The sequence below is a fragment of the Streptomyces sp. NPDC059564 genome, from assembly GCF_042735575.1.
GTDB lineage: Bacteria > Actinomycetota > Actinomycetes > Streptomycetales > Streptomycetaceae > Streptomyces.
Genome location: NZ_JBHWBP010000009.1, coordinates 39,260 through 62,903, shown reverse-complemented (window position 1 = coordinate 62,903; position 23,644 = coordinate 39,260). Strand labels below are relative to the sequence as shown.

General features: G+C 71.9%; 21 protein-coding genes and 2 pseudogenes. 11 read left to right on the top strand and 12 right to left on the bottom strand.

Translation table 11 applies throughout. The features are described from left to right. Positions 1 to 156: 156 nt before the first annotated feature. From ACFV0Q_RS03985 to ACFV0Q_RS03965, 5 genes are all read right to left on the bottom strand, one after another. Complete coding sequence (locus ACFV0Q_RS03985) at positions 157 to 993, bottom strand: hypothetical protein (RefSeq protein WP_385000038.1); 837 nt, start codon at positions 991 to 993, stop codon at positions 157 to 159. A 144-nt stretch (positions 994 to 1,137) separates the two neighbouring features. Next, on the bottom strand, positions 1,138 to 2,124 hold the full coding sequence (locus tag ACFV0Q_RS03980) for an N-acetylmuramoyl-L-alanine amidase (protein ID WP_385000035.1): 987 nt from the start codon (positions 2,122 to 2,124) through the stop codon (positions 1,138 to 1,140). An 88-nt stretch (positions 2,125 to 2,212) separates the two neighbouring features. Next, positions 2,213 to 2,854, bottom strand: coding sequence for a class I SAM-dependent methyltransferase (locus ACFV0Q_RS03975; RefSeq protein WP_385000033.1), 642 nt, complete (start codon positions 2,852 to 2,854; stop codon positions 2,213 to 2,215). A gap of 201 nt (positions 2,855 to 3,055) precedes the next feature. Beyond that, positions 3,056 to 4,870: a protein kinase gene (locus tag ACFV0Q_RS03970; protein WP_385000030.1), complete on the bottom strand. Its 1,815-nt coding sequence runs from the start codon at positions 4,868 to 4,870 to the stop codon at positions 3,056 to 3,058. Positions 4,871 to 4,937: 67 nt separating this feature from the next. Further along, positions 4,938 to 5,087, bottom strand: a complete 150-nt coding sequence (locus ACFV0Q_RS03965) for an ATP-binding protein (protein ID WP_385000027.1) — start codon at positions 5,085 to 5,087, stop codon at positions 4,938 to 4,940. A 379-nt stretch (positions 5,088 to 5,466) separates the two neighbouring features. Here ACFV0Q_RS03965 and ACFV0Q_RS03960 point away from each other — a divergent pair, with 379 nt between their 5' ends. After that, entirely contained in the window at positions 5,467 to 5,817 is a 351-nt protein-coding gene (locus tag ACFV0Q_RS03960) for an EndoU domain-containing protein (RefSeq protein WP_385000024.1), read from the top strand. A 20-nt stretch (positions 5,818 to 5,837) separates the two neighbouring features. Then, positions 5,838 to 6,257, top strand: a complete 420-nt coding sequence (locus ACFV0Q_RS03955; protein ID WP_385000021.1) for a hypothetical protein — start codon at positions 5,838 to 5,840, stop codon at positions 6,255 to 6,257. A gap of 18 nt (positions 6,258 to 6,275) precedes the next feature. Here ACFV0Q_RS03955 and ACFV0Q_RS03950 read toward each other — a convergent pair whose 3' ends face one another. Continuing rightward, positions 6,276 to 6,545: a hypothetical protein gene (locus ACFV0Q_RS03950; protein WP_385000018.1), complete on the bottom strand. Its 270-nt coding sequence runs from the start codon at positions 6,543 to 6,545 to the stop codon at positions 6,276 to 6,278. Positions 6,546 to 6,673: 128 nt separating this feature from the next. After that, positions 6,674 to 7,741: pseudogene (locus ACFV0Q_RS03945) on the bottom strand (class I tRNA ligase family protein); the annotation flags it as partial. Between the two features lie 108 nt (positions 7,742 to 7,849). Between ACFV0Q_RS03945 and ACFV0Q_RS03940 the strand changes: the two are divergent. Together ACFV0Q_RS03940 and ACFV0Q_RS03935 are read left to right on the top strand one after the other, a co-directional pair. Further along, positions 7,850 to 8,362, top strand: a pseudogene (locus tag ACFV0Q_RS03940) (DUF5753 domain-containing protein); the annotation flags it as partial. Further along, the gene (locus ACFV0Q_RS03935; RefSeq protein ID WP_385000078.1) at positions 8,296 to 8,805 is read left to right on the top strand and encodes a DUF397 domain-containing protein; all 510 of its coding nucleotides are present in this window, start codon (positions 8,296 to 8,298) and stop codon (positions 8,803 to 8,805) included. The pseudogene ACFV0Q_RS03940 and the gene ACFV0Q_RS03935, both read left to right, overlap by 67 nt. Positions 8,806 to 9,644: 839 nt before the next feature. Here ACFV0Q_RS03935 and ACFV0Q_RS03930 read toward each other — a convergent pair. After that, entirely contained in the window at positions 9,645 to 9,845 is a 201-nt protein-coding gene (locus ACFV0Q_RS03930; protein WP_385000015.1) for a hypothetical protein, read from the bottom strand. Between the two features lie 176 nt (positions 9,846 to 10,021). Here ACFV0Q_RS03930 and ACFV0Q_RS03925 point away from each other — a divergent pair, with 176 nt between their 5' ends. Then, on the top strand, positions 10,022 to 12,019 hold the full coding sequence (locus ACFV0Q_RS03925; protein WP_385000012.1) for a serine/threonine protein kinase: 1,998 nt from the start codon (positions 10,022 to 10,024) through the stop codon (positions 12,017 to 12,019). On the opposite strand, the gene ACFV0Q_RS03920 is transcribed toward ACFV0Q_RS03925, so the two are convergent. After that, the gene (locus ACFV0Q_RS03920; protein ID WP_385000009.1) at positions 12,004 to 12,594 is read right to left on the bottom strand and encodes a hypothetical protein; all 591 of its coding nucleotides are present in this window, start codon (positions 12,592 to 12,594) and stop codon (positions 12,004 to 12,006) included. The genes ACFV0Q_RS03925 and ACFV0Q_RS03920 overlap by 16 nt on opposite strands. A gap of 390 nt (positions 12,595 to 12,984) precedes the next feature. Here ACFV0Q_RS03920 and ACFV0Q_RS03915 point away from each other — a divergent pair, with 390 nt between their 5' ends. Together ACFV0Q_RS03915 and ACFV0Q_RS03910 are read left to right on the top strand one after the other, a co-directional pair. Further along, positions 12,985 to 15,147 (top strand): acyl-CoA dehydrogenase, encoded by a 2,163-nt coding sequence (locus tag ACFV0Q_RS03915; protein ID WP_385000006.1) that lies wholly within the window; start codon positions 12,985 to 12,987, stop codon positions 15,145 to 15,147. An 11-nt stretch (positions 15,148 to 15,158) separates the two neighbouring features. After that, positions 15,159 to 16,343: a lipid-transfer protein gene (locus ACFV0Q_RS03910; protein ID WP_385000003.1), complete on the top strand. Its 1,185-nt coding sequence runs from the start codon at positions 15,159 to 15,161 to the stop codon at positions 16,341 to 16,343. A 37-nt stretch (positions 16,344 to 16,380) separates the two neighbouring features. Here the strand turns inward: ACFV0Q_RS03910 and ACFV0Q_RS03905 are convergent, their stop codons facing one another. Further along, complete coding sequence (locus tag ACFV0Q_RS03905; RefSeq protein ID WP_385000000.1) at positions 16,381 to 17,373, bottom strand: amidohydrolase family protein; 993 nt, start codon at positions 17,371 to 17,373, stop codon at positions 16,381 to 16,383. A 244-nt stretch (positions 17,374 to 17,617) separates the two neighbouring features. Between ACFV0Q_RS03905 and ACFV0Q_RS03900 the strand changes: the two genes are divergently transcribed. Beyond that, complete coding sequence (locus ACFV0Q_RS03900; protein WP_384999997.1) at positions 17,618 to 18,913, top strand: cytochrome P450; 1,296 nt, start codon at positions 17,618 to 17,620, stop codon at positions 18,911 to 18,913. A 129-nt stretch (positions 18,914 to 19,042) separates the two neighbouring features. Here the strand turns inward: ACFV0Q_RS03900 and ACFV0Q_RS03895 are convergent, their stop codons facing one another. Continuing rightward, positions 19,043 to 19,402: a DNA-binding response regulator gene (locus ACFV0Q_RS03895; protein WP_385000075.1), complete on the bottom strand. Its 360-nt coding sequence runs from the start codon at positions 19,400 to 19,402 to the stop codon at positions 19,043 to 19,045. Between the two features lie 268 nt (positions 19,403 to 19,670). Between ACFV0Q_RS03895 and ACFV0Q_RS03890 the strand changes: the two genes are divergently transcribed. From ACFV0Q_RS03890 to ACFV0Q_RS03880, 3 genes are all read left to right on the top strand, one after another. After that, positions 19,671 to 20,525 (top strand): MaoC/PaaZ C-terminal domain-containing protein, encoded by an 855-nt coding sequence (locus tag ACFV0Q_RS03890; RefSeq protein WP_384999994.1) that lies wholly within the window; start codon positions 19,671 to 19,673, stop codon positions 20,523 to 20,525. A 71-nt stretch (positions 20,526 to 20,596) separates the two neighbouring features. Then, entirely contained in the window at positions 20,597 to 21,673 is a 1,077-nt protein-coding gene (locus ACFV0Q_RS03885) for a Zn-dependent alcohol dehydrogenase (RefSeq protein WP_384999991.1), read from the top strand. A 30-nt stretch (positions 21,674 to 21,703) separates the two neighbouring features. Continuing rightward, complete coding sequence (locus tag ACFV0Q_RS03880) at positions 21,704 to 22,645, top strand: 3-oxoacyl-ACP reductase (protein ID WP_384999988.1); 942 nt, start codon at positions 21,704 to 21,706, stop codon at positions 22,643 to 22,645. Between the two features lie 100 nt (positions 22,646 to 22,745). Here ACFV0Q_RS03880 and ACFV0Q_RS03875 read toward each other — a convergent pair whose 3' ends face one another. Beyond that, on the bottom strand, positions 22,746 to 23,597 hold the full coding sequence (locus ACFV0Q_RS03875) for a ribosome-inactivating family protein (RefSeq protein WP_384999985.1): 852 nt from the start codon (positions 23,595 to 23,597) through the stop codon (positions 22,746 to 22,748). Positions 23,598 to 23,644: the final 47 nt, after the last annotated feature.

Sequence of the window (23,644 nt, the reverse complement as noted above, 5' to 3'; positions counted from 1 at the left end):
GAGAAGCCGTCGCGGCAGCCGCCGTCACCCATATCTGACGAAGCGTCAGATGGACTGTAGGGCACGGGCGTCCCGCCGGGAAGGCCGGAAAGTCCGGGAAGCGCGAAGGCCCCCTGCCCGTGCGGGCGGGGGGCCTTCGTCGAGGGGGCGGGGGAGCTAGCCCCGCTGGATGCCCGACGTGTCGTTCAGGACGCCGCGGCGCCCGTCCTGGGTCTGGGCGATCAGCGTGGCGGGGCCGCGCTGGTCGACGGCCAGGTACCAGGTCCCGGGCGCGAGTTCCGCGATCGGGGTGGGGGAGCCGTCCTCACCGAACAGCGGGCGGGCCACCGGCACCGCGAACCAGAACGGCGTGAACTCGGCGGCGGGCTGCGGCTGCTGCGGCTGCTGCTGCTGCGGAGCGGCGGCGTCCTGCTGCGGGCCAGCTGCGGCCGGGCCGCCGCCGTACGGCGGGACCGGCTGCGGGGTGGCACCGTACGGGGTCTGCTGCTGCGGGCCGCCCGGGTAGCCGTACCCGGTGCCCGGCTGCGGCTGGTGGCCGCCGTAGGGCGCGGGGGCGACGGGCTTGGGCTCCGGTACGAGCGGCCCGGCGAGCGCGGGAATCATCGGACCGGCGACCGCCACGCCCGCCAGGGCCAGCGCGGCGAGGAGGGCGATGACGCAGCCGGCGCCCGGGTCGACCCGGGTCGGGACGGTGATCAGCGACCACAGGGCGGCCCAGGCGGCCGCCACCGCCAGCACCGTGCCCCAGGCCGTCAGCGGCAGCCCGCCGAGCTTGCGGCCCTCGGGCTGGAACCGCGCCGCGATCAGCAGACCCGCGGCGATGAACCCGGTCAGGAAGATCGTGGGCAGCGCCAGCCCGGAGTAATCGGTGTCCCACGCGCTCGGCATGTCCACGTTGGTGGCGGAGTAGAAGTCGAGGAACGAGGCGACGAACAGCAGTGCCGCTGCTCCGATCACCACGCCGTCGCCTCGAGTGAGGGAGCGGATGTTCACGTCTCTGATGTCCTTCTCGGTCGCGGTCGTCTCGTGGCGCCGCGGTCGCGTGGGCGGACCGGGGCGGGAGCGGGCGGGCGGCACCATGGTACGGAGGTTTCCGCGGCCGAGATGATCGGGGCGGCGAGCCGCCCCTCGCCGGGGCTACCCGCCGAGGAAGCCGACGATTCCGTCCGCGATGCCCTGGGCCGCCTTCTGGCGCCACTCCGGATTCTTCAGCTGGGCGGCGTCCTTGTCGTCACGCATGTTGCCGCATTCGATGAACACCTTGGGCCGGGTCGAGAGATTGAGGCCGCCCAGATCGTCGCGGACGACCATTCCGGTACCGGAGCCGAGGTAGTTGGCGGGGGCCGAGCCGGTGGTGCGGGCGAAGTTGCTGCCGATGCGTTCGCCCAGCTGACGGGAGGGGCCGACGATCGCGGCGGTGTCCGCGCCGCCCGCCTTGACCCGGGCCGGGAGGATGATGTGGTAGCCGCGGCTGCCGGCGGAGACCCCGTCCGCGTGGACGGAGACGACGGCGTCGGCGTGGGCCTCGTTGCCGATCCGGGCCCGTTCGTCGATGCAGGGGCCCCAGGGGCGGGCGGTGCCGGCCTCGTGGGTGAGCACCACCTTCAGCCCGCGCCCCTCCAGGAGGGTGCGCAGCCGTCGGGACACGTCGAGGCTGAACTCCGCCTCCATGTAACCCGAGTTGGTGGTGGTGCCGGTGGTGTCGCATTCCTTGCGGTTGGTGCCGATGTCGACCTGGCGGTCGATCTCGTCGGTGTGCTTGAAGTTGCCGGTGTTGTGCCCGGGGTCGATCACGACCGTCTTGCCGGAGAGGGGCCCCTTGGCCGGGGCGGCCGCCGGGCCGGAGGCGGGGGCCGTCGGGCTCGCCGGGGCGGTCGGGGACGCGCTGGACTTCGCGTCGCCCGCCGCCTTGTGCGAGGCCGGGAGGGGGGTGAGGGAGGCCGGCCGCTTCGCGTCCGTGCCCGCCTCCGTCACCACCTGGGTCAGGACCCAGCCCGCGAGGAGGGTCGGGGCGAGGACCGCGACCGCCACCGCCAGGGTGGAGCGGCGCCTGTACCAGGGCCGCTGGTCGGGGCTGATGGCGTCGCGGGACTCGGGGGCCGGGGAGCTTTCGTCGTAGCGCACCTCGCGATGCTAGAACGCCCGGCCGGTACCCGTACGGACCGTGCTCCATCCGGGGGCGTGGTGCGATGAGCTTCTTGTATGTCCGGACTCAGATGCCGCTGCCGGTACGGCGCAGGACGCGCAGGGAGTCCGTGACGGACGTCTCCTCGAAGGCGCCCGAGGCCAGCGCCCGCAGGTAGATCCGGTACGGGGCCTGCCCGCCGTCGGCCGGGTCGGGGAACACGTCGTGGATCACCAGGGTCCCGCCGGGCGCCAGGTGCGGGGCCCAGCCCTCGTAGTCGCCGGTCGCGTGCTCGTCGGTGTGGCCGCCGTCGATGAAGACGAGGCCGAGCGGTCCGCCCCAGACGGAGGCCACCTGCGGGGAGCGGCCCACGAGGGCGATGACGTGCTCCTCCAGACCGGCCGCGTGCAGGGTGCGGCGGAAGGTGGGCAGGGTGTCCATCAGCCCGACCTCCGGGTCCACCACCGTCGGGTCGTGGTACTCCCAGCCCGGCTGCTGCTCCTCGCTGCCCCGGTGGTGGTCGACGGTCAGCGCGGGCACCCCGGCCTCACGGGCGGCGTCGGCCAGCAGGAGGGTGGAGCGCCCGCAGTACGTGCCGACCTCCAGCAGCGGCAGCCCGAGCGCCGCCGCCGCGACGGCCGCCTCGTACAGGGCGAGGCCCTCGCCCACGGGCATGAACCCCTTGGCGGCCTCGAAGGCGGCCAGGGTCTCCGGCTTGGGGGTGGCCATGTCGTTCCTCCTGCTGAGCTGCGGGTCACTGCCGGGCCATGCTGCCCTACCGGCGGGTAGGACGCTACGGGCGGGGGGCTTCGGCCTGGGCGGCGCTCCGGCCTCGGGCCTGCCGCCCGGGCGGCCCGGCCGGGCCTGCCGGCTCGGCGCCCGGCTCGGCGCCCGGCTCGGCGCCCGGCTCGGCTCGGCGCCCGGCGCGGGTCAGCGGCCGAAGAGGCGGGACAGGCCGCCGCCCAGTTCGGAGAGGCGCTCCTCGCGCAGCGCCCGGCGGCAGGCGTCGCGGGTCTCCGTCACCTCGTGGGTCAGCCAGTGCGTGTTGCCGACGGTCAGGTGGAGCCGGTGCAGCAGCGCCTTGAGGTGGCCGAGCGCCCGGCCGGGTTCCCCCGCCTCCCCGACGCTGCGGAGCACCCGGTACGCGGTCTCGGGGTCACCGCGCTCCGAGAGCCCTCCCAGATCGGGGTACAGCCGCAGGTACAGGGGCGCGGCGGCGGCGAAGTCGCCGAGCAGCCAGGCGTCGTGCGCGAGGCGCCGCCGTACGTCGACGAGGACCGGACTGCCGGCGGGCAGCCGCCGTTCCAGGTCCGGCAGGAGCGGCGCCAGCCAGGTGCGTTCGGCGTGCGCCTGCGCGGGGGTGTCCGACCCCCACCGGCCGTCGCGTGCCGCGTCACCGCGCTGGAGGGCCCCGGCCAGGTGGTAGCGGGCGGACAGCGTGACGGGGTCGTCGGCGCCCAGCACCCGGACGGCCTGTTCGATGACCTCGCGCAGCTCTGCCTCGTGGCGGCGGCCGTCGCCGGACCCGTAGGCCGCGGCCTCGCCCACGTACGCGGCGCGCGCGGTGATCGTGTCGGGGTGCTCCAGGCCGAGCACCCGCACCATCCTCGGCAGGATGCGCTCCAGGTCGATGGGGGAGTGCCCGCGTACGGCCATGGCCCGGTGGTACGCGGTCCGCACCGCCAGCGCGTCGTGGGCGCCCAGTTCCTCCGACACGTCGGCGACCAGCATGTCCAGCCGCGGGACGAGGTCGGTGGGTGCGTCCTCCAGCAACTGGCGCAGCCGCCGCTCCAGCATCGAGCGGACCGGATCCCCGGCGGCCGTGTGCACGGTGGGCGAGTACGAGGGCGGCGGCGGCCAGGACGACGCGGCCGGGGCGGCCGGTACGGGGACGGGCGCGGGGGCGTCGGCGGGCCCCCGGGCGAGCTCCGCGAGCCTGCGGCTCACCTCCCCGGCGGTCGCGGGCCGCTCGCGCGGGTCCTTCGCGAGCAGGTCGAGCACCAGCGCGTCCAGCGCGCCCGGCAGCCCCTCGCGCAGCGAACCCGGCGCGGGCGGCGCGGTGGTGAGGTGCTGGGCGAGCAGCTCGTGCATCTCGCGGGCGGGGAAGGGCCGGCGGCCGGTCAGCAGCTCCGTCAGCACGCAGCCGAGGGCGTACAGGTCGGCCCTGCCGTCGACGGGGACCCCGTTCGCACCGCCGGTCCAGCGTTCCGGCGCCATGTACGGGAAGGAGCCGATGATCATCCCGGTGGCCGTCAGCTCCGTACCCGGGGTGCCCTGGGACTTGGCGATCCCGAAGTCCAGGACCTTGACCACGCCGCTCTCGGTGACCATCACGTTGGCCGGCTTGACGTCCCGGTGCACGATCCCGGCGTCGTGCGCGGCCCCCAGCGCGTCCGCGATCCGCCCGGCCCACTCCAGCGCGTCGGCGAGGGGCGGCACGCCACCCTCCAGGGCTTCGGCGAGGCTGCGGCCCTGGAGCAGCTCCATCACCAGGAACACCGCGTCGCGTCCGCCGCGTTCGGTGCGGCCGAAGTCGTGGATGGTGGCGATGTTGGGGTGCGTGAGGTTCCCGGCGAGGCTCGCCTCCCGCTCGAACCTCCGGGTCTCCTCGGGGGTTTCGGGGTACCCGATCTTCACCGCGACCCAGCGGCCCACCCGGGAGTCCTTGGCCCGCCAGACCTCGCCGAAGCCGCCCCGGCCGAGCAACTCGTCGAGCTGGTAACGCCCCTCGATGGTCTCCTGCACGCCGCTCGGCCCCCGTCGCCCCGTGATCTTCCGCTCGCCGGGGCATTATCTCCGAGCACGGGGGGCTTCACCTGTCGCAGTCGAACCACACCGTCTTCCCGCCGCCCGGCAGCGGCAGCACGCCCCAGCGGTCGGTGACCGCCCGCACCAGTCGCAGCCCTCGCCCGCCCTCGCCGAGGGGGTCGCCGTCCGGCGCGATGCGGGGTGCGCGGGGCACCCGTCCGTCACCTCAACCCGCAGCCCCTCCGGCCGGCGCTGGATCAGCACCGAACAGCCCCGCCCGGACACGTGCCGTACGACGTTGGCGACCAGCTCGGTCAGCGCCGGCTCGCCGGAATCGGCCGCCTCGGCGAGGCCCCAGCAGCGCTCGTTGGAAGGCTCCGAGCGCGGCGGCCCCGCCCCTTCCCTGGCGGCTTCGGCGTTGCGTGATCCGTACGCAGGCGGCTCCGGGTTCCGCAGGCGTGGCCTGTTTGGCCGGGTGTCGTCTGCCTGAAACCGTGTTTGTGTTCGCAATGTCTCTTGGGTAGACAGGGGCGTACGAGAGTGACACATGTCGCGCAAGTGACGGCGCGACACATCGCGGATGGGCGAATGAAGTGTCCGGTTACCATTTCCGACCCGATAGCAAGGACCTCAACCCCTACATGGTGAAGGTCCCGAGGATCATTGAGATCGATCACAAGACGGGACTGGCCACGGGCAATGTGTGGAGGCGCGATCCGCGCACCGGGGAGATGGTAATGAAGCGGGCTAAGACGACCTTCTTCCCCCCGGGTTGGACGGAAAAACAGGTCAGGCGTGCCATGGAGAAATCCTTCGAGAACGGCAGGGTGGTCGACCCCGCCACCAACAAGTGGCGTGGAGACTGGAAGGGCATTACGTTCGAAGGCTATTTCGACCCGATCACTGGTGATGCGAAGACCATTTACCCGCTCATGCCGAGGTAGGCAAGAAGGAGAACTGAGCAGTGATTCGCACTAAGTATTACGTCGAGGACGCCTTCGGTGTGCCGGAATTCTCCGGGCCTGCCGAGTTGAACATCCTGGGACAGTGGGTGACGGCTGACATTCAGCTCTCGCCGCTGTCCGTCCTGGAGGCGATCGACCTCATGGCCGAGGCTAAGGCGAACCCGGCCTTCGCGCCGGAGGACCTGGACGGGAATGCGCACACCGTCACCATCAGCCCGCAGGGCGTGAGGGTCGAGAACTACTTCGTCGAGCACGTTCAGGGTGAATACACCCTCGACGACGCGTTCCGGGTGCTGGTCGACTTCTGGGACTACTGCTGCCTGGCGAATCCTCAAAAGGCCGACTCGCGCCGCCGCGAGTACGCCGAGGAGCACGGTCGCGACCCGCTGGCCGGAATCCGCGACTACCTGGGGGCCTGACGGCCCCGCTGAGCCGCCCTAAAATGGCTGCGAGCGTTTCTCGGCAGTCCTTTCGCCATGCCTCCAGAATCCGCGATGGTCACGCTGTCTCTCTTCCGCTCTTAGTTTCCCGACCGCCGCTTCAGGCTCGAGTTCGACATGACTCTCCTTGTCGTCGAGAAGAACCTGGTTTTCTTCCGAGACCGACTGGATCGGAGAGACGGGGCTGCCGAGATCGCCCTCGACCTGCTGGGTCAGAAGCCGACGCGCCTCGACGACCTCCTGCACATGGCGAAGTTCGATCTCCACCAGGCCCAGATCGTCGCCGAGCAACGCGAGTTCTCTCTGTCGAGCCCGTACGAGACGCTGTGCATTCCGTAGGCCTCACCGCCGAGGCCCGAGTCAGAGGGTGTCCTAGGCGGCCTTGGCGAGCCGGCCCTGATCTTGTCCACGACGTTGTCGGGGGCCTTGGCGATGAACGCCTCGTTCCCGAGCTTGGCCTCGGCCTGCTGCTTCTCCTTCTCGGCGGCGGCCAGGTCCTTGCTCAGCCGCTTGCGCTCGGCCGCCACGTCGATGGTGCCCGACAGGTCGAGCGAGACCGTGGCGCCGGCCACCGGCAGGGAGGCGGTGGCGGCGAAGCCCTCGCCCTCCGGCTGGAGGCGCAGCACCTGGCGGATGGCCGCCTCGTGCGGGGCCAACGCCGTGCCGTCGAGCTCCAGGCGGGCCGGGACCTTCTGGCCCGGCTGCAGGCCCTGGTCCGAGCGGAACCGGCGGACCTCCGTGACGACCTGCTGGACCAGCTCGATCTCCTGCTCCGCGGCCTCGTCGCGGAACCCGCCCGGGGCGTCAGCCCCAGGAACGGACACAGCCTTCGGCCACTCGGCGCTGACGACCGACTCGCCGCCCGTGAGCGTGGTCCACAGGGTGTCCGTGACGAACGGGACGATCGGGTGGAGCAGGCGCAGGGTGACGTCGAGGACTTCGCCCAGGACGCGTGCCGAGACCTTGGCCTGGTCGCCCTCCTCGAAGAACGTCGTCTTCGACAGCTCGACGTACCAGTCGAAGACCTCGTCCCACGCGAAGTGGTACAGGGCGTCCGCGAGCTTGGCGAACTGGTAGTCCTCGTAGTACGCATCCGCCTCGGCGACGACCTTGTTCAGCCGCGGCAGGATCCAGCGGTCGGTCGCCGACAGCTGGTCGACCGGCGGCAGGTCGCCCTCGACCGTGGCGCCGTTCATGAGCGCGAAGCGCGTCGCGTTCCAGATCTTGTTGGCGAAGTTGCGGGACGCCTGGACCCAGTCCTCGCTGATCGGGACGTCGGCGCCCGGGTTGACGCCCTTGGCTAGGGTGAAGCGCAGGGCGTCGGAGCCGTACTTGTCCATCCAGTCCAGCGGGTTGACCGTGTTCCCGAACGACTTCGACATCTTCTTGCCGAACTCGTCGCGGACCATGCCGTGGAAGGCGATCGTGCGGAACGGCGGCTGGCCGTCCATCAGATCGAGACCGCCCGCGGAGTGCCGACCCGGGACTTTTCGGAGCGGGTCGACGCGGTCCTCGGCACGGGAGGGTTCTTCTCCCGGCTGGTGGGGCTGGTGCTGCGCGGTCAACTCCCGATGTGGGTCCAGGAATACGCGGAGATTGAGGCCCGCGCCACGTGCATCTCCAACTTTCAGCCGCAGCTGATCTGCGGGCTGTTGCAGACCCCGGAGTACGCGCGGGCGGTGTTGGGTGCGCGGACCGCGTTTGACCTCGAGGCCAAGCTGGAGGCCCGGCTGGACCGCCAGCGGATCCTGGAGCGCGAGAACCCGCCACTGGTGTGGGTGGTGCTGAGTGAGGCTGCTCTGCACCAGGAGATCGGCGGTCGGGAGGTCATGCGGAACCAACTGGCCACCTTGTTGTCCCTGCGGGAACGGGATCAGCCGCAGGTGCAGATCCTGCCGTTCGAGGCGGGCGCCCACACCGGATTCGCGGGCGCGTTCACGATCCTGCGGTTCGACAAGGACGCGGACGTTCTCTACACCGAGGACTTCATGCACGGGTACAGGACGGCCAATCGGCAATCTCTCAAGGAGGGTTATGTCCGATACGATCACCTTCGGGCCGCTGCGCTCTCCATGGAGGAGCCGGCGGCACGGATCGTCCGCGTGACGGAGGAGCGCTATGGACACCAGCCGGAGCTTGTCGGGCGCGGTGGCGTAAGTCCTCGTACAGCACGGACATCGGGGGCGACTGCGTCGAGGTCGCCGCCCAGTACGTACGCGGTGGCGAAGATCGGCGGGATCCACTGTTCGACCTGGGTCAGCGGCAGGTACGTGCGCCAGTCGCGGCCCTGGCCCAGGACGGACCACTCCGCCTCCGAGTAGACGAAGGCGGGGAGCTTCTTCTCCAGCGCGCCGATCACGGCGTACTCGGCGGCATTGAGCTGCCGGTAGGGCCGCATCGTCACGAACCAGGTGAAGCACTGGGTCAAGAGGATGAGCAGCCCCGCCAAGGGCGCCAGGACCGACACGCCCTGCCAGCTGCCTCCGTTCAGGGCTGCCTGCCGCCGTGGCCACGGCGGCGGTGTTGATGGACAGGAAGAACGTGTTGGCGAGGCTGCGCCGGGCGCTGACCCGGACGGCCATCTCCACGTACGTCTTGTACTGCTCCACTTCTCCTCCCTGAGCCGCCGCTTCCGGCGTGCGCGGGGGGCCGGCCAATCCGGCAGCGCGGGCATCGCCGGCCAGCCCGGGGCGGGCTCGGCGGTCGCGGAGCGGCCCGAGCGGTCGGTGTACTCGCGGGCGGCGGCCAGGCGGAAGGCGTCGTAGACCTCGGGGCCGGAGTAGATCAGCAGGACCAGGCGGGTCGGCGGGAGGGTGCGCAGGGCCTCGGTGAACTCCCAGACCGTGCCGGGGCCGGGCGCGGCGGACAGTGCCACCACGTGGGCGTCCCGGATCAGCTCGCTCACCGTGCCCTGCCAGTCGTCGAGGGGGAGGTAGCCGCGTGCCGCGCCCAGCACGGGCAGCCGTTCGCCGGGCTGTCCGATGGCTACGACCCGGCCGAGGCGGTGGAACTGCCGGACCAGGAAGTCCTCCTCCGTCAGCCAGGGCAGCTCGTAGGGCGAGCGGAACAGCCAGCCGGGTGCCTCGGCGGGCGTCCTGGACATGCGCCCGTCGAAGAGGAAGGGGCGCAGGTAGAGGACGTACGTCGCACCGCGGAGCTGGGCGAACGAGGTGATGACGGGCGCGAGGTGCTGCCTGCCGCGCACGCGCAGACGGGACCCGACGCGGTAGGCCAGGCCGCCGGAGCCGATGACGGCGGCGGTGATCGCGATGCGCACTCCGAGGGGCATCCGCTCGGTGTCCCGTGCCGGGGAGGGCCAGGGGCGCAGGTGGCATTCGGGGTCGACGCAGGTCGCTCGGGGGCGGTCTAGTCGGTGTCGCCGTCGCCGCCGCTGCCGCGGATGCCTCGGCGGCGGCGCTTCGCGCCGCGGCGCAGCAGTTCGCCCGCGCCGAGGGTGGCCGCCGCCACGACGCGGACCCAGCGCGGTCCGCCACGCTGGGCCCACACCACGCAGGCGCAGCCGCCGAGGGCGAGCGCCAGCACGACGAGCAGTACCAGAACCGTCATGTTCCCCACCTCCGTGTTCGTACCCGTCCCCGGATTCTGTCAGGCCGGGACCACTCGGTGCCGTGTCGGCCGCCCTTGCCTTCATCCTGCAACCAATTGCCCTTATTCTGTGGCGGGTTCGAACGGCCGGGTGGTCGGTTCGGGCGACCACAGGGGATCACCGGGGGGCGGTCGGGATGAGCAGTGCGCTGAGTGACGACGACAACGTCGACGGGGGCATAAAGCCACTCGCGGCCGGGGATCCGAGCCGGATCGGGCCGTACCTGTTACTCGGGCGGCTCGGCGCCGGGGGCATGGGGCGGGTGTACCTGGCCCGGTCCGGGAGCGGGCGTACGGTCGCCGTGAAGGTGGTGCACGAGGAGCACGTCTCGAACGCGCAGTTCCGCGCCCGCTTCCGCCGCGAGATCGACGCCGCCCGGCGGGTCGGTGAGCGGTACACCGCACCCGTCCTCGAAGCGGACCCGGACGCCGACCGGCCCTGGGTGGCCACGGGGTACGTCCCCGGGCTCTCGCTGGAGCAGATCGTGCGCCGGCACGGCCCCTTGCCCGTGGACTCCGTGCACGCCCTCGCCGACGGGCTGCTGCGGGCGCTGAAGGACATCCACTCGGCCGGGATCGTGCACCGCGACCTGAAACCGTCGAACGTGATGCTGACCGTCGAGGGCACCCGCGTCATCGACTTCGGCATCTCGCGCGCCCTGGAGACCTCCGTCGAGTCGCTGCTCACCAGCACCGGCATGGTCGTCGGCTCGCCCGGGTTCATGTCGCCCGAGCAGGTCCGCGGGCAGCGCGCCGGGGCGAAGAGCGACGTGTTCACCCTCGGCTGCGTCCTGACGTACGCGGCCACGGGCGAGCTGCCGTTCGGGCACGGTGCCAGCAACCAGCACGCCGTGATGTTCCAGATCGTGGAGGGCGAGCCGGGTCTGGAGAAGGTCGGGGACGAGGCCCTGCGGGCGTTCATCCGGCGCTGCCTGATCAAGAGCGTTGACGAGCGGCCCGGTGTGGAGGAGCTGCTGGAGGATCCCGAGCGGGTCCGTCCGGAGAAGCTCGGCGGGGCGTGGCTGCCTCCCAAGGTGGTGGCGCGGCTGGCCGGGCAGGCGGCGCGGCTGCTCGACGCGGAGGCGGCGCCCGAGCGGGAGGGTGCGGGGGAGGGCGGCTCCGGGCCCGTCGACCGGGCGACGCTCGACCTGCGGCCGAAGGCCGGGTCCGATGAGCCGGTGGCCGGCCCGGTGGCCGGCCCGGTGGCCGGCCCGGCGGCCGGGGGCGCCACCTCCGGGGGTGAGCGGCGGGATCGGCGGCGTTGGACCGTCGCGGTGCCGGTCGTCCTCGTGTTCGCGGTCGGCGGCGGCACGGTGGCGCTGATCCAGCCCTTCGGCCATGGCGGCGGTGACGCCGGGCAGGCGTCGCCCCCGGCGGCGAGCGGTCCCGTGACCCCCGGCGGCGCGGGTGGCACCCCCTCGGGGGCGGGCGGTTCGCCGACCCCGGGTGCGCCCGGTTCCCCGGGCCCCGCCGCCCCGGGGCAGCCGCAGGGCCAGACCGGCGGGACTCCGGACCCGGGCGGCGCGGCCGCACAGGGCGGTGCCGCGCAGGGTGGCGCGGCGGCGGGTGGCGCGGCCGTGGGCGGCGCGGGAACGCCCGGCGGCGGCTCCGGCAACCCGGGCGGCTCCGGCAATCCCGGCGGGGCCGGCAGCCCGGGCGGAGCCGGTGGTACGGGAACCAGCCCGACCAAGGGCTCCGGCGCGGCCGCCGCGGGGGGCGCCGCCGGGGGAGCCCCGGGCGGCGGCTCGGGCGCGACTCCGGGCGGATCCGGTTCGCCCAGCGGCGGGGGCTCCTCCGGCGGTGACGCGGTCCCCTCCTACTTCGTGGGCTCCTGGTCCATCAAGGCCGACTTCAACATCGGCCAGCCGGACACGGTGACCTTCACCCGCTCCGGCGGCGTCCGCCTGATCGCCGACACCCAGGTGGGCCACTGCGAATACACGGCCAAGGTGGTGTCGGTGACCAACGGCGGCGCCCGGATCAACATCGGCGCGGGGACGGTGGACCAGGGCCGGACCACCAGCCAGCTCTGCGGTGGGCTGGACCCGTCGTTCTTCACGAGGAGCGATCCGAACGGCCTCCAGCACAACGTGGGCCCCGCGAGCGGCGACGGCTGGTACTACGAACGGTCCTGACCCGCGGGCTCACCCCACGTGCGCCGAGCGTGCCACCAACTCCAGATCACGTGCCCCACCAGAGCGAACGCAGCGGCAACGGCGGTGAACCGAACGGCACTCCAGGTAATGATGACAACCGAACTTGGTCCATGCGTCTCCCCGGTCAAGCGCATGGAGGTCTCGTAAAAGGCTATGAGCGGAATGAGCAGCCGAAAGAAGAGGCCGCCAACACCTGGCACTCGTGCCACGTTGCCCAAGAATCCAACAGGCGCCCCGAATGCAAACGCCAGCGTTCCCCACACCAGGATTCTAGAGAGCGTTCCTTCGCCTGAGGCGCCGGCCCCCAGTCCGTTCGGGGCGACGAGGATGAAATCTTTGAACAGGTAGTAAGCAGTCACCCCGATGGCCAGCCCGAAAGAGGAAAGAAGGGCTGATTCAATTTTAGATTGACGGAAATAGCCCACCAGGAATGCGAAACAGGCCCATGACCACCCGCCAGCGAAAACGGCATTCACGACCACGCTGACGGGATTGTCCCATTTTTCGGAAATGGGACCCAGCAGGCCGAGCGCCAGACCAGCTCCGAGTGGCACCGTCAGTGACGCGGTACGAGCGCGCGGAAAGTTTATGATTTCTCTTCCCCGTCCATAGTTGGGAACCGTCCGATTTTCTCACGTCGTATCCCCCTCCCCGACCCCCTCTGCGGGGTTTTCGGAGGAATCCTCGACGAAGGAATGGCGGCAGTCAATCCCATTAAGGGTTGCCGAAAATATTCTGGCCAGCATGGCGGGAAGGGGCTGAGTGTGTCGGCGACCACGCCCCGCTTCCTGCCGGCCATGTGGCGAAGTGGCCGTGGATCGTGTTCCAGTGTGGCCGACGGCCGAACCGGCCGATAAGCGGGCAATACTGGTGAGAACGACCTCTGGGGACGCGTTTCGTTTCTGACCTTCCGTCAGAATGGAACGTGTTCTACTCTGCCGCGCATGGGCATCGGAATCACGCAGGAACAGCGGGAGTTGGCCGACGCCGTGCGCGGCTGGGTGGCGCGGGCCGTACCGCCCGAGGAGGTGCGCAAGCTGCTCGACGTCCCGCCCCAGGCGGGGGCGCGGCCCGGCTACTGGGACGGGCTCGCCGCGGCCGGACTGCTGGCGCCCCACCTGGAGGGCGGGACGCTGCTGGATCTGGCCGTCGTGGTGGAGGAGGCCGCCCGGGCGGCGCTGCCCGGGCCCTTCCTGCCGAGCGCGCTGGCATCCGTACTCCTGGACCGGGCCGGGGCCCAGCCGCTCGACGGCCGGGTCGGGGCGGTCGCCCTCGGCCCCGGCAGCCTCACCGCCGTCGCCGTCGAAGGCGGCGGGTACCTGCTCGACGGGACCGCGCCGCCGGTGCTCGGCGCGGGAGAGGCCGACCTCGTGCTGCTCGCCGCCGAGGCCGCGCACGGCACCCGCTGGTTCGCCGTGGACGCCGCCACCCTGGACATCCGCACCCACGAGAGCGCCGACCCGACCCGTCCCACCGCCGAAGTGCGGGCCAGCGGCGCCGTCGTCCCGCCCGGCCGGCTGCTGGAGCTGGACGCCGCCCTGGTCCGGGACCTGGCCTGCGTGCTGTTCGCCGCCGACGCCTGCGGCACCGCCGCCTGGGCCGTGCACACCGCCGCCGAGTACGCGAAGGTGCGCGAGCAGTTCGGGCGGCCCATCGGACGGTTCCAGGGCGTCAAGCACCTGTGCGCCGACATGCTGGTCCGCCTGGAACAGGCCCGCGCCCTCGCCTGGGACGCGGCGAACAGCGCGGCCGACGGCGACGCCGACGGCGACGCCGACGGCGAAGCCCCGCCGGTGCGCTCGCTGGTCGCCGCGCTCGCCGCCGGAACGGCCCTCGACGCCGCCTACTCCTGCGCCAAGGACTGCATCCAGATCCTCGGCGGCATCGGCTTCACCTGGGAACACGACGCCCACGTCTACCTGCGCCGGGCCCTCGTAGCCCGCCAGCTCCTCGGCCCCGGCGACGGCCACCGCATCCGCGCCGTGCGCCTCGCGGCGGACGGCGCCCGGCGCGAGCTGCGCCTGGAGCTCCCCGAGGGCGCCGAGGCCCACCGGGCGGCCGCCCGCGCCGCCATCGAGGACGCGCGCGGCCTCGGCCCGGCCGCCGCCCGCCGGGTGCTGGCCCCGACCGGCTACGCGGCCCCGTACCTGCCCCGCCCCTACGGGCTCGGGGCCGGGCCCGTCGAACAGCTGGTGGTGCAGCAGGAGCTGAAGGAGGCCGGGGTCGTCCTCGCCGACCTCGGCATCGCCACCTGGGTCGTGCCCTCGCTGCTCGCCTACGGCACCGACGCGCAGCGCGAGGCCCACGTCCTGCCCACGCTGCGCGGGGACACGACCTGGTGCCAGCTCTTCTCCGAACCGGGCGCCGGCTCCGACCTGGCCTCCCTGCGGACGAAGGCCGAGCGGCTGGAGGACGGCTCCTGGAGGGTCAACGGACAGAAGGTGTGGACGAGTTCCGCGCACACCGCCGACTTCGGGATCCTGCTCGCCCGCACCGACCCGGACGCCCCCAAGCACAAGGGCCTCGGCTACTTCGTCGTCGACATGAAGAACACCCCCGGCATCGACGTCCGCCCCCTGAAGGAGATCACCGGGGAGGCCCTCTTCAACGAGGTGTACTTCGACGACGTCCTGCTGCCCGCCGACGCCCTCGTCGGGGCGCCCGACGGCGGCTGGAAGGTCGCCCGCAACACCCTCGGCAACGAACGCGTCCACATGGCCGACCAGATGACCTTCGACACCGGCCTGGAAGCGCTCATCGCCCGCTCCGCCGGCCTCGACGGCTCCTACCGGGCCCGCGTCGGCGCCCTGGCCGCCGAGGCCCACGCCCTCGCCTGCATCGGCCTGCGCACCACCCTCCAGCAGGTGTCCGGCCTGGAGCCGGGCGCGGGAGCCTCCGTACGCAAGCTCGTGCAGACCCCCCACCAGCAGCGGACCGCCGAGCTCGCGCTCGAACTGCTGGGACCGGCGGGCGCGGTGCGGGAGGGGGCGGGGGAGCGGGCCGTCCACGGCATGCTCATGTCCCGCTGCCTGACGATCGCCGGGGGCACCACACAGGTCCAGCTCAACGTCGTCGCCGAGCGGATCCTCGGCCTCCCCAGGGACTAGGAGTCAGCGGAATGAAGTCGTACATCGTGGGCGTCGGCATGACGAAGTTCGAGAAGCCGGAGTCGCGGGACTGGCAGTACTGGGACATGGTCAAGGAGGCGGGCACCGCGGCGCTCGCCGACGCGGGCGTCGACTACGGGCTGGTGGAACAGGTGCCCGTCGGCTACTGCTTCCAGGCCTCCACCGCCGGGCAGCGCGCGGCGTACGAACTGGGCCTGACCGGGGTCCCCGTCTACAACGTCAACAACAACTGCGCCACCGGCTCCACGGCCCTGATGATGGCCCGCCAGTTCGTCGAGGGCGGCCTCAACGACTGCGTCCTCGCCCTCGGCTTCGAGAAGATGAAGCGCGGCGCGCTGGGCGGCGGCGCCGACGGAGGGGACTTCAAGACCTCGCCCGTCGCCCGCCACTACGGGATCATGGCGGCCGCGCACGGCTTCGAGATGTCCCCGCCCACCGCGCAGATCTTCGGGAACGCGGCGCGCGAGCACATGGAGCGCTACGGGACCACGGCCGCCCAGCTGGCGGCGGTCGGCGCCAAGAACCACCGGCACTCCGCGAACAACCCGAACGCGCAGTTCCAGGACGTGTACACGGTCGAGGAGATCCTCGCCGCGAAGACCATCCACGACCCGCTGACCAAACTCCAGTGCTCGCCCACCTCCGACGGCGCGGCGGCCGCCCTCGTCGTCTCCGAGCGGTTCGTCGTCCGGCACGGACTGCACGACAAGGCGGTCGAGATCGTCGCCCAGGCCATGACCACCGACACCGCGGACAGCTTCGCCGGCTCCTGCATCGACGTCGTCGGCAAGCCGATGACCGCGGCTGCCGCCCGGCAGGTCTACGAGGCCTCCGGGCTCGGCATCGAGGACGTCGACGTCGTCGAGCTGCACGACTGCTTCTCCGTCAACGAACTGCTGACCTACGAGGCCCTCGGCATGTGCGCCGACGGGGCCTCCGGCAAGCTCGTCGAGAGCGGCGCCACCACCTACGGCGGCCGCTGGGTGGTCAACCCGTCGGGCGGGCTGATCTCCAAGGGCCACCCCCTCGGCGCCACGGGCCTCGCCCAGGCCGCCGAACTGGTCTGGCAGCTGCGCGGCGAGGCCGGACCCCGCCAGGTCCCCGGCGCCGGGGTGGGACTGGCGCACAACATCGGGCTCGGCGGCGCGGCGGTGGTCACCCTGCTGCGCCGCTGACGGGCGGGCCCGCCCCGGCGGGGGCCGGGGCGGAGCCTCAGACGCGCACCAGCCGCGGCATCAGGCGCAGCGCGTTCTCCCGGTTGACGGCCCGGCGCAGCGCCGGGGTGAAGGCGGGGTCGGCGGCCAGGGCGGGCACCGCGACGTCCGTGACGACCGGGGCCGGGCAGGCCGGCCAGTCGCTGCCGAAGAGGATCCGGTCCGGGGACACCGTCGCCAGCAGGGTGCCCGCCGGGGAGAGCGGGCCGGCGGTGTCGTAGTAGAAGCGCCGCAGATGGTCCCGTACCGCCGCGGGCTCCACCGGCGGGTCGAAGGTGTGCGCGAAGGCCTCCATCCGGGTCGCGATCTGCGGGAGGAAGCCGCCGCCGTGCGGCAGGATCACCGACAGGTTCGGGAAGCGGTCCAGCGTCCGGGTGCGGATCATGTTCGCGGCGGCGCGGGTGGTGTCCAGGAGGAAGTCGCACAGGAAGTTCGGCAGCCCCGGCACGGTCACCGCCCCGGGCGGGCCGCCCGGCAGGTTGTGCGGATGCGTGTCGACGACCGCCGACCGCTCGTCGAGCTCGGCGAAGATCCCGTCGTAGGAGGGGTCCCCGAGGTAGACGCCCCCGTAGTTGGCGGTCACGTTCACCCCGACCGCGCCCAGCTCGTCCAGGCCGCGCCGGAGCGTCCACGACGACACCTCCAGGTCGTCCAGGAACAGCGGGGCGTGGAAGAAGAACCGGCCCGGATGCGCCTCGCAGGCCTCCACCGCCGCCCGCAGCGTCACCGTGACCGCCTCGCGCAGCTGGGCGGAGCTCTCGTAGCGGGCGGGCAGCATCGGCTTGAGCACGGCGGTGGCGATCCCGGCCCGGTCCATCAGCCCCAGGGCGGTCTCCGCGTCCCAGCGCGCCCACGGCGGCAGCGCCTTCGGGTTCACCAGCCCCTGCTTCTCGGCCCACTCGCGCCAGGCCGGTGCGCAGAAGTGGTGGTGGACGTCGATCACCGCCCGGCTGCCGTCGTCCTCCCCGCCCGCCGCGTTCTCGCCCGGCACATCCGGCCGTACCGTTCCGCCAGCGGTGATACCGCTCGCACCGTATTCCGGCATACGCGCATTCCCCTTCGTCGGGCCGCGGACTGGGATCACCGCACACCCTAGGGCGGGCTCCCGCCGCAGTGCGCCGGACATTCCCCGGAGGGGCCCGCAGACTCCGAACGGGTCAATGCGGTTTTGCTTTCGGCGCCCGGAGGGAAAGGAGCCGAACGTCAATTCCGGGACATCCGAAAGGTCTGGCCGCGTGACGACTGAACCGACTGCGGCGGTGAACGACGGCCTCGCGCTGGAAGAAGCGGTGAAGGCGGCGACCCTGAGCACGCCGGAATACCGGCAGTGCCCCCATCCGTACTACCGGGTCCTGCGCGAACAGGCCCCCATCGCCCGGCTGACCCCCCGCCACGGCGTGGACACGTACCTCATCACCCGCTACGAGGACGCCCACGCGGCCCTGGCCGATCCGCGCATCGGCAAGGACATGCACGAGGCCATCGACCTCTACCACGCGCTGTTCGGGGACGCGTGCGAGACGCTCGACGACAACCTCCTCTTCTCGGACCCGCCCCGGCACACCCGGCTGCGCCACATCGCGAAGACGGCCTTCACCCCGCGCCACGTCCGGGACCTGCGCCCGCACATCGAGGAGCTCGCGAACGAGCTGCTGGACCGGTGCCCGACCGACGCGCCCGTCGACCTGATGAAGGCCTTCGCGCTCCCGCTGCCCGTCCAGGTCATCTGCGAGCTGCTGGGCATCGTCGGGAACGAACGCACCGAGGTCCTGAAGTGGTTCTCCGTGGTGACGCGCTCCCGGTTCAGCAAGGACATGAAGGACGACCTGGTCCAGGCCGAACACTGGCTGCGGGACTACTTCACCGACCACATCCGGCGCACCCGTGAAAACCCCACGGACGACTTCCTCACCATGCTGGTGCAGACGCCGCACGAGGAAGAGCCGCTGTCCGACGACGAACTCGTGTCGATGATGTGGGTGCTGCTCTTCGCCGGGCACAAGACGACGACCCTGCAGATCGGGAACTGCGTCTTCAACCTGCTCACCCACCCCGAACAGCTCAGGGCCCTGAAGGAGAACCGCGAACTCCTGCCGCAGGCGATCGAAGAACTCGTCCGCTACGAAGGCTCCGTGGAAACCTCCACCTTCCGTTACGCGCTGGAGGACGTGGAAATCGGCGGCACGGTCATTCCGCAGGGCGCGATCGTGCAGATCGCCCTGACCTCCGCCAATCGCGACCCGGAGAAGTTCCCCGACCCTGACACCCTCGACATCACGCGCGAACACCTCCAGCGCAGCCACGTCGGCTTCGGTTTCGGCCCGCACTTCTGCCTGGGCGCCCCGCTGGCCCGGCTGGAGCTGGAGATCTGCCTGACGGCGCTGCTCGACCGCTTCCCCGACATGGTCCTGGCGATGCCGGAGTCGGAGGCGGGGGACTGGCTCAAGGGGCCGTTCCCGGCCTTCCGGGGGCTGGAGAAGCTGCCGGTGGCGCTGGATCCGTCGCGGACGGTGGACGACTGGACGTCGTAGGGGACGGGGGAGTTCGCAGGGCCTCGTAGGGCCTCGTAGGGCCTCGTGGGACCTCGTAGGGCCCCGTGGGACTTCTCGTGGCACCCAGCCCTCCGCCGGTCGCCGGCGGAGGGCTTCGCCGTCGCCGCGCTACGGGCCCGCGAGCGCCGGGTCCACCACCGTCTCGCCCGTGGACGCCCGGCGCAGGCACTCCGCCAGCTCCTCGACCGGGCCGTCCCGCAGGACCAGCCCCGCCGCGCCCGCCGCCAGGGCCGCCTCCCGCAGTCCCGGATGCGCCGAACCCGTGGCGAGGAGCACCCGGCACTCCGGGTCCTCGGCCAGCAGGGCCGTCACCGTGGCGAGCTCCTCCACCAGCGCCACCGCCGGCCGGGCCAGCGTAGAGGTCACCACCTCGATGTCCGGCTGCAGGCCCAGCCGGATCGCGAGGGCCGGGTTCGGCGGGTCCAGCAGGACGCGCAGGGAACGGGCGGGCCGGTGCGTCACGGGCATTTCGTCCACCGGCGCAGCGTAACCGCCACCGCCCTGGTCAGGGAGCAACACGCCACCTCGTGAGTGGGTCTGACGTGAAGTCAGGAGTCTTCCCAAGTGATCGGGCGTGCGTTATACATGCCTTCGACCGGCCCGCTAGAACGCGTTCTAGAACCGGTTCCGCGTACGACCTCGGTGCGGCTGACGGTGCGGACGGCCGCACCGAGGTCTTCCAAGGCAGCGGTGCTCGCGCAGGCCGCGGCGCCCCGAGACAGGGAGCAGCTTCCCCATGCCGATCGATGCCGCCAAGGCCCTCGCCGCCGAACCCCGCCAGGGGGAGATCGGCTGGGACCACAAGGACATCCAGCTCTACCACCTCGGCCTCGGCGCCGGGCGTCCGGCCACCGACCCCGACGAGCTGCGCTACACCCTGGAGTCCAGGCTCCACGTGCTCCCCAGCTTCGCGACCGTCGCCGGCGCCGGCATGGCCATGCTCGGCGGCCTCGCCGCCCCCGGCATCGACGTCAACCTCGCCAACGTCCTGCACGGCGGCCACTCCATCGAGCTGCACCGCCCGATCCCCGTCAAGGGGCACGCCACCTCCACCTCCAAGGTCGCCGCCGTCTACGACAAGGGCAAGGCGGCCGTGATCGTGCTGCGTTCCGAGGTCGCGGACGCCGACGGACCGCTGTGGACCAGCGACGCGCAGCTCTTCGTGCGCGGGGAAGGCGGTTTCGGCGGCGAGCGCGGCCCCTCCGTCAAGAGCGAGCTGCCGCAGAGGGCCCCCGATCGCGTCGAGGAGCGCGCCATCCGCGAGGAACAGGCCCTCCTCTACCGGCTCTCCGGCGACTGGAACCCCCTGCACGCCGACCCGGAGTTCGCCAAGCTCGCCGGCTTCGACCGGCCGATCCTGCACGGCCTGTGCTCGTACGGGATGACCCTCAAGGCCGTCGTCGACACCGCACTCGGCGGCGACGTCTCCCGGGTCCGCGCCTACCGCACGCGCTTCGCCGGGATCGTCTTCCCCGGCGAGACGCTGCGCATCCGGATGTGGCAGGAGACCGGCCGCGTCCTGGTCGCGGTGACCGCCGTCGACCGCGACGACGCGCCGGTCCTCGCCGACACCGTCGTCGAACACGCGTAGCTCGGCACGCGTAGCTCAGCACGCGTAGGTCAGCACGCGCAAGACAGTCCGCCCACCGAAGGAGCCGCACCGTGCGCGCAGCACTGCAGAGCGAGATAGGCCAGGACAAGCTCGAGGTCGTCGACGACATGGAGGCCGTGGGCCTGGGCCCCGGCAAGGTCAAGATCCGCATCAGGGCCACCGGCCTGTGCCACTCCGACCTGTCCGCGATGAGCGGCGTACTGCCCCAGCCCGCACCCTTCATCCCCGGCCACGAGGGCTCCGGGGTGATCGCCGACGTCGGTGACGGGGTCACGCACCTGGGGCAGGGCGACCGGGTCCTCGTCTGCTGGCTGCCGCCCTGCGGGCACTGCGCGGCCTGCAAGCGCGGCCAGGGCCACCTCTGTCTGGAGAGCCTCGTCAACGCGGGCACCCCCAACTTCCGGCGCGCGGGCGGGGACATCTTCGGCTTCGCCGCCACCGGCACCTTCGCCGAGGAACTCGTCGTCGACGCCAAGTGCGCCGTCCCGATCCCCGACGACGTGCCCTTCGACATCGCCGCCCTCATCGGCTGCGGAGTCACCACCGGACTCGGCGCGGCCATCAACACCGCCAAGGTGGAGGCCGGGTCCTCGGTCGCCGTCATCGGCTGCGGCGGCGTCGGCATCTCCGTCATCCAGGGCGCCAAGCTGCAGGGCGCCGCGCAGATCATCGCCATCGACACCGTCGAGTCGCGGCGCGGGGCGGCCCTGCGCTTCGGCGCGACGGAGGCCGTGGCCCCGGACGCCTTCGACGATGCCAAGAACCGGATCACCGCCGGGGAGGGCTTCGACTACGTCTTCGAGGTCGTCGGCAAGTCCGTCACCGCGCAGACCGCGTACAAGATGACCCGGCGCGGCGGCAGCGTCGTCATCGTCGGCGCGGGCGCCCTCGACGACACCTTCCAGATCGACATGTTCTCGCTGTTCTTCGACGAGAAGAAGATCCTGCCGTCGATGTACGGCGGCGGGGACGTGCTCCGTTCCTACGAGCGCACCATCGCCCTGTGGCGGGCCGGCCGGGTCGACCTGGCGAGCCTGATCACCCACCGGGTGCGGCTCTCCGAGATCAACGACGCCCTCGACCAGATGCGTACGGGTGTCGCGCTGCGCACCTGCATCGAAATCTGACTCCGACCCGCTCTGAGAGGAAACCGGTAGATGTCACTGCCACTTGAGGGGCTCAGCGCCATCGTCACCGGCGCGGGCCGCGGGCTCGGCCGGGCCGAGGCGCTCGAACTGGCCCGCCTCGGCGCGAGCGTGGTCGTCAACGACTTCGGGCAGCCCGGCCGCGACGGCTCGGGGGAGGCCTCGGCCGCCCCGGCGGAGGAGGTGGCCGCCGAGATCCGCGCGGCGGGCGGGCAGGCGGTGGCGCACCTCGGTGACGTGGCCGACTTCGAGCAGGCGCGGGAGCTGGTCGCCCTGGCGGTCGCCCGCTTCGGCAGGCTGGACGTCCTGGTCAACAACGCCGGGATCCTGCGGGACCGGATGGTCTTCTCGATGTCGGAGGAGGAGTGGGACTCGGTGATCCGGGTCCACCTCAAGGGCCACTTCAACACCACGCACTTCGCCTCCGCGCACTGGCGGGAGCGGTCCAAGGCGGCGGGCGGCCCGGTCTACGGCCGCATCGTCAACACCTCCTCCGAGGCCTTCCTCGGCGGCTCGGCCGGCCAGCCCAACTACGCGGCCGCCAAGGGCGGCATCGTGGGCCTGACCACCTCGACCGCCCTGGCCCTGGCCAAGTACGGGGTCACGGCGAACGCCATCTGCCCGCGCGCCCGCACCCGGATGACCGAGGACGTGTTCGCGGGCTTCCAGGTGCCGGAGGAGGGCAAGCTCGACGCCCTCGCCCCCGAGCACGTCGCCCCGCTCGTCGGCTACCTGGCCTCGCCCGCCTCGGCGAAGGCCAACGGGCAGCTCTTCGTCGTGCACGGCGGGATCGTGGCCGTGATGGAACGGCCCAGGGTGGCGGCCAAGTTCGACACGGCGAAGGAGGCCTTCTCGTACGAGGAACTGGACGGCCTCCTCACCCCGCACTACGACTCCCGCCCCCCGAACGAAACCTTCGCGGCGGCCGAGGTCCTGGGCCTCAAGCACGACTGACCCCCGCGGGGGTGACGCCGTACGGGCGGGTGCGGTGGGGCCGGAGTCGGATTCCGGTCCGCCCCGCACCCGCCGTCGGGGTGTGGGACGTGGGGCGTTGCTACATGCCCTTCCCCGCCGGATTGAGGAGGAGGGCCACGTAGCGGCTGCCCTCGTTGAAGTCGTGCAGCGGGAGTCCCCCGAGATCGAAGGTGCCCGGGTTGGAGGTGCCGTTGGCCCGGTACATGTAGTTCGACACCTGGCCCCAGTCGTTCTCCTCGGCGGCCTCCTGCTCGCTGACCGTGTCGGCGCCTCCGATACCGCTGCGCACCCGGTTCTCGATGTTGCGGAACCGGGCGGCTTCCGCTACCGCTCCGATCGCCGTCAACAGGTCGGCGTGGATCTCACCGCCGGGGCGCCGGGCGTAGTTCGCGAGGTTCCGCATGTGCTGGACGAAGCCGTGCTGGGTGATCCACAGCCGGCGGGAGTTCGGGTCGGAGTAGCCCAGGCCGCCGCCGCCGTAATGGCTGCTGTAGGTCAGCGTGGTGGCGTTGCGGCCGAGGGCCGAGCCGAGGTTGAAGTCGTTGAACTGCACGACGTTCCCGGCGTTGCCCGTGGAGAAGCCGCGCAGGTACAGGTTGTTCGCCGTCAGGTAGAGGGTGAGGCGCACGTCGTCCGGCAGTACGGCGTTCACCGCGATGATGTCGGTGCTGGCCCTCGTCTGCAGGACCGACCAGTCGCTGCGGCCGGGCAGGGGCTCCCCGGTCGCTCTGCGGAGGTTCCAGATCATGCGCGAGTACTCGCTGCGGAGGGTGTCGGGGTTCTCGGAGTTGACGTTCCATTCGACGTCGCGGACCGTGACCCGGGCGGCGGCCGCCGAAGCGGTCTGGGGGGATTCGGCCGCCTGGGCCGGGGGCAGGGCCACGCCCAGCATGGGCAGGCACAGCAGTGCCATGGTGAGGGGCTTGCGCATGGGGATGTTCCTTACGGGAGGGGTCGCGCGGTTCGGTTCGGAGGCCC

Excerpts from the sequence above, each read along its gene's own strand:
- ACFV0Q_RS03895 (WP_385000075.1), bottom strand. The coding sequence starts at position 19,402 with ATGCCCGTGACGCACCGGCCCGCCCGTTCCCTGCGCGTCCTGCTGGAC.
- ACFV0Q_RS03915 (WP_385000006.1), top strand. The coding sequence starts at position 12,985 with ATGGGCATCGGAATCACGCAGGAACAGCGGGAGTTGGCCGACGCCGTG.
- ACFV0Q_RS03875 (WP_384999985.1), bottom strand. The coding sequence starts at position 23,597 with ATGCGCAAGCCCCTCACCATGGCACTGCTGTGCCTGCCCATGCTGGGC.
- ACFV0Q_RS03910 (WP_385000003.1), top strand. The coding sequence starts at position 15,159 with ATGAAGTCGTACATCGTGGGCGTCGGCATGACGAAGTTCGAGAAGCCG.
- ACFV0Q_RS03930 (WP_385000015.1), bottom strand. The coding sequence starts at position 9,845 with ATGACGGTTCTGGTACTGCTCGTCGTGCTGGCGCTCGCCCTCGGCGGC.
- ACFV0Q_RS03975 (WP_385000033.1), bottom strand. The coding sequence starts at position 2,854 with ATGGCCACCCCCAAGCCGGAGACCCTGGCCGCCTTCGAGGCCGCCAAG.
- ACFV0Q_RS03890 (WP_384999994.1), top strand. The coding sequence starts at position 19,671 with ATGCCGATCGATGCCGCCAAGGCCCTCGCCGCCGAACCCCGCCAGGGG.
- ACFV0Q_RS03880 (WP_384999988.1), top strand. The coding sequence starts at position 21,704 with ATGTCACTGCCACTTGAGGGGCTCAGCGCCATCGTCACCGGCGCGGGC.
- ACFV0Q_RS03925 (WP_385000012.1), top strand. The coding sequence starts at position 10,022 with ATGAGCAGTGCGCTGAGTGACGACGACAACGTCGACGGGGGCATAAAG.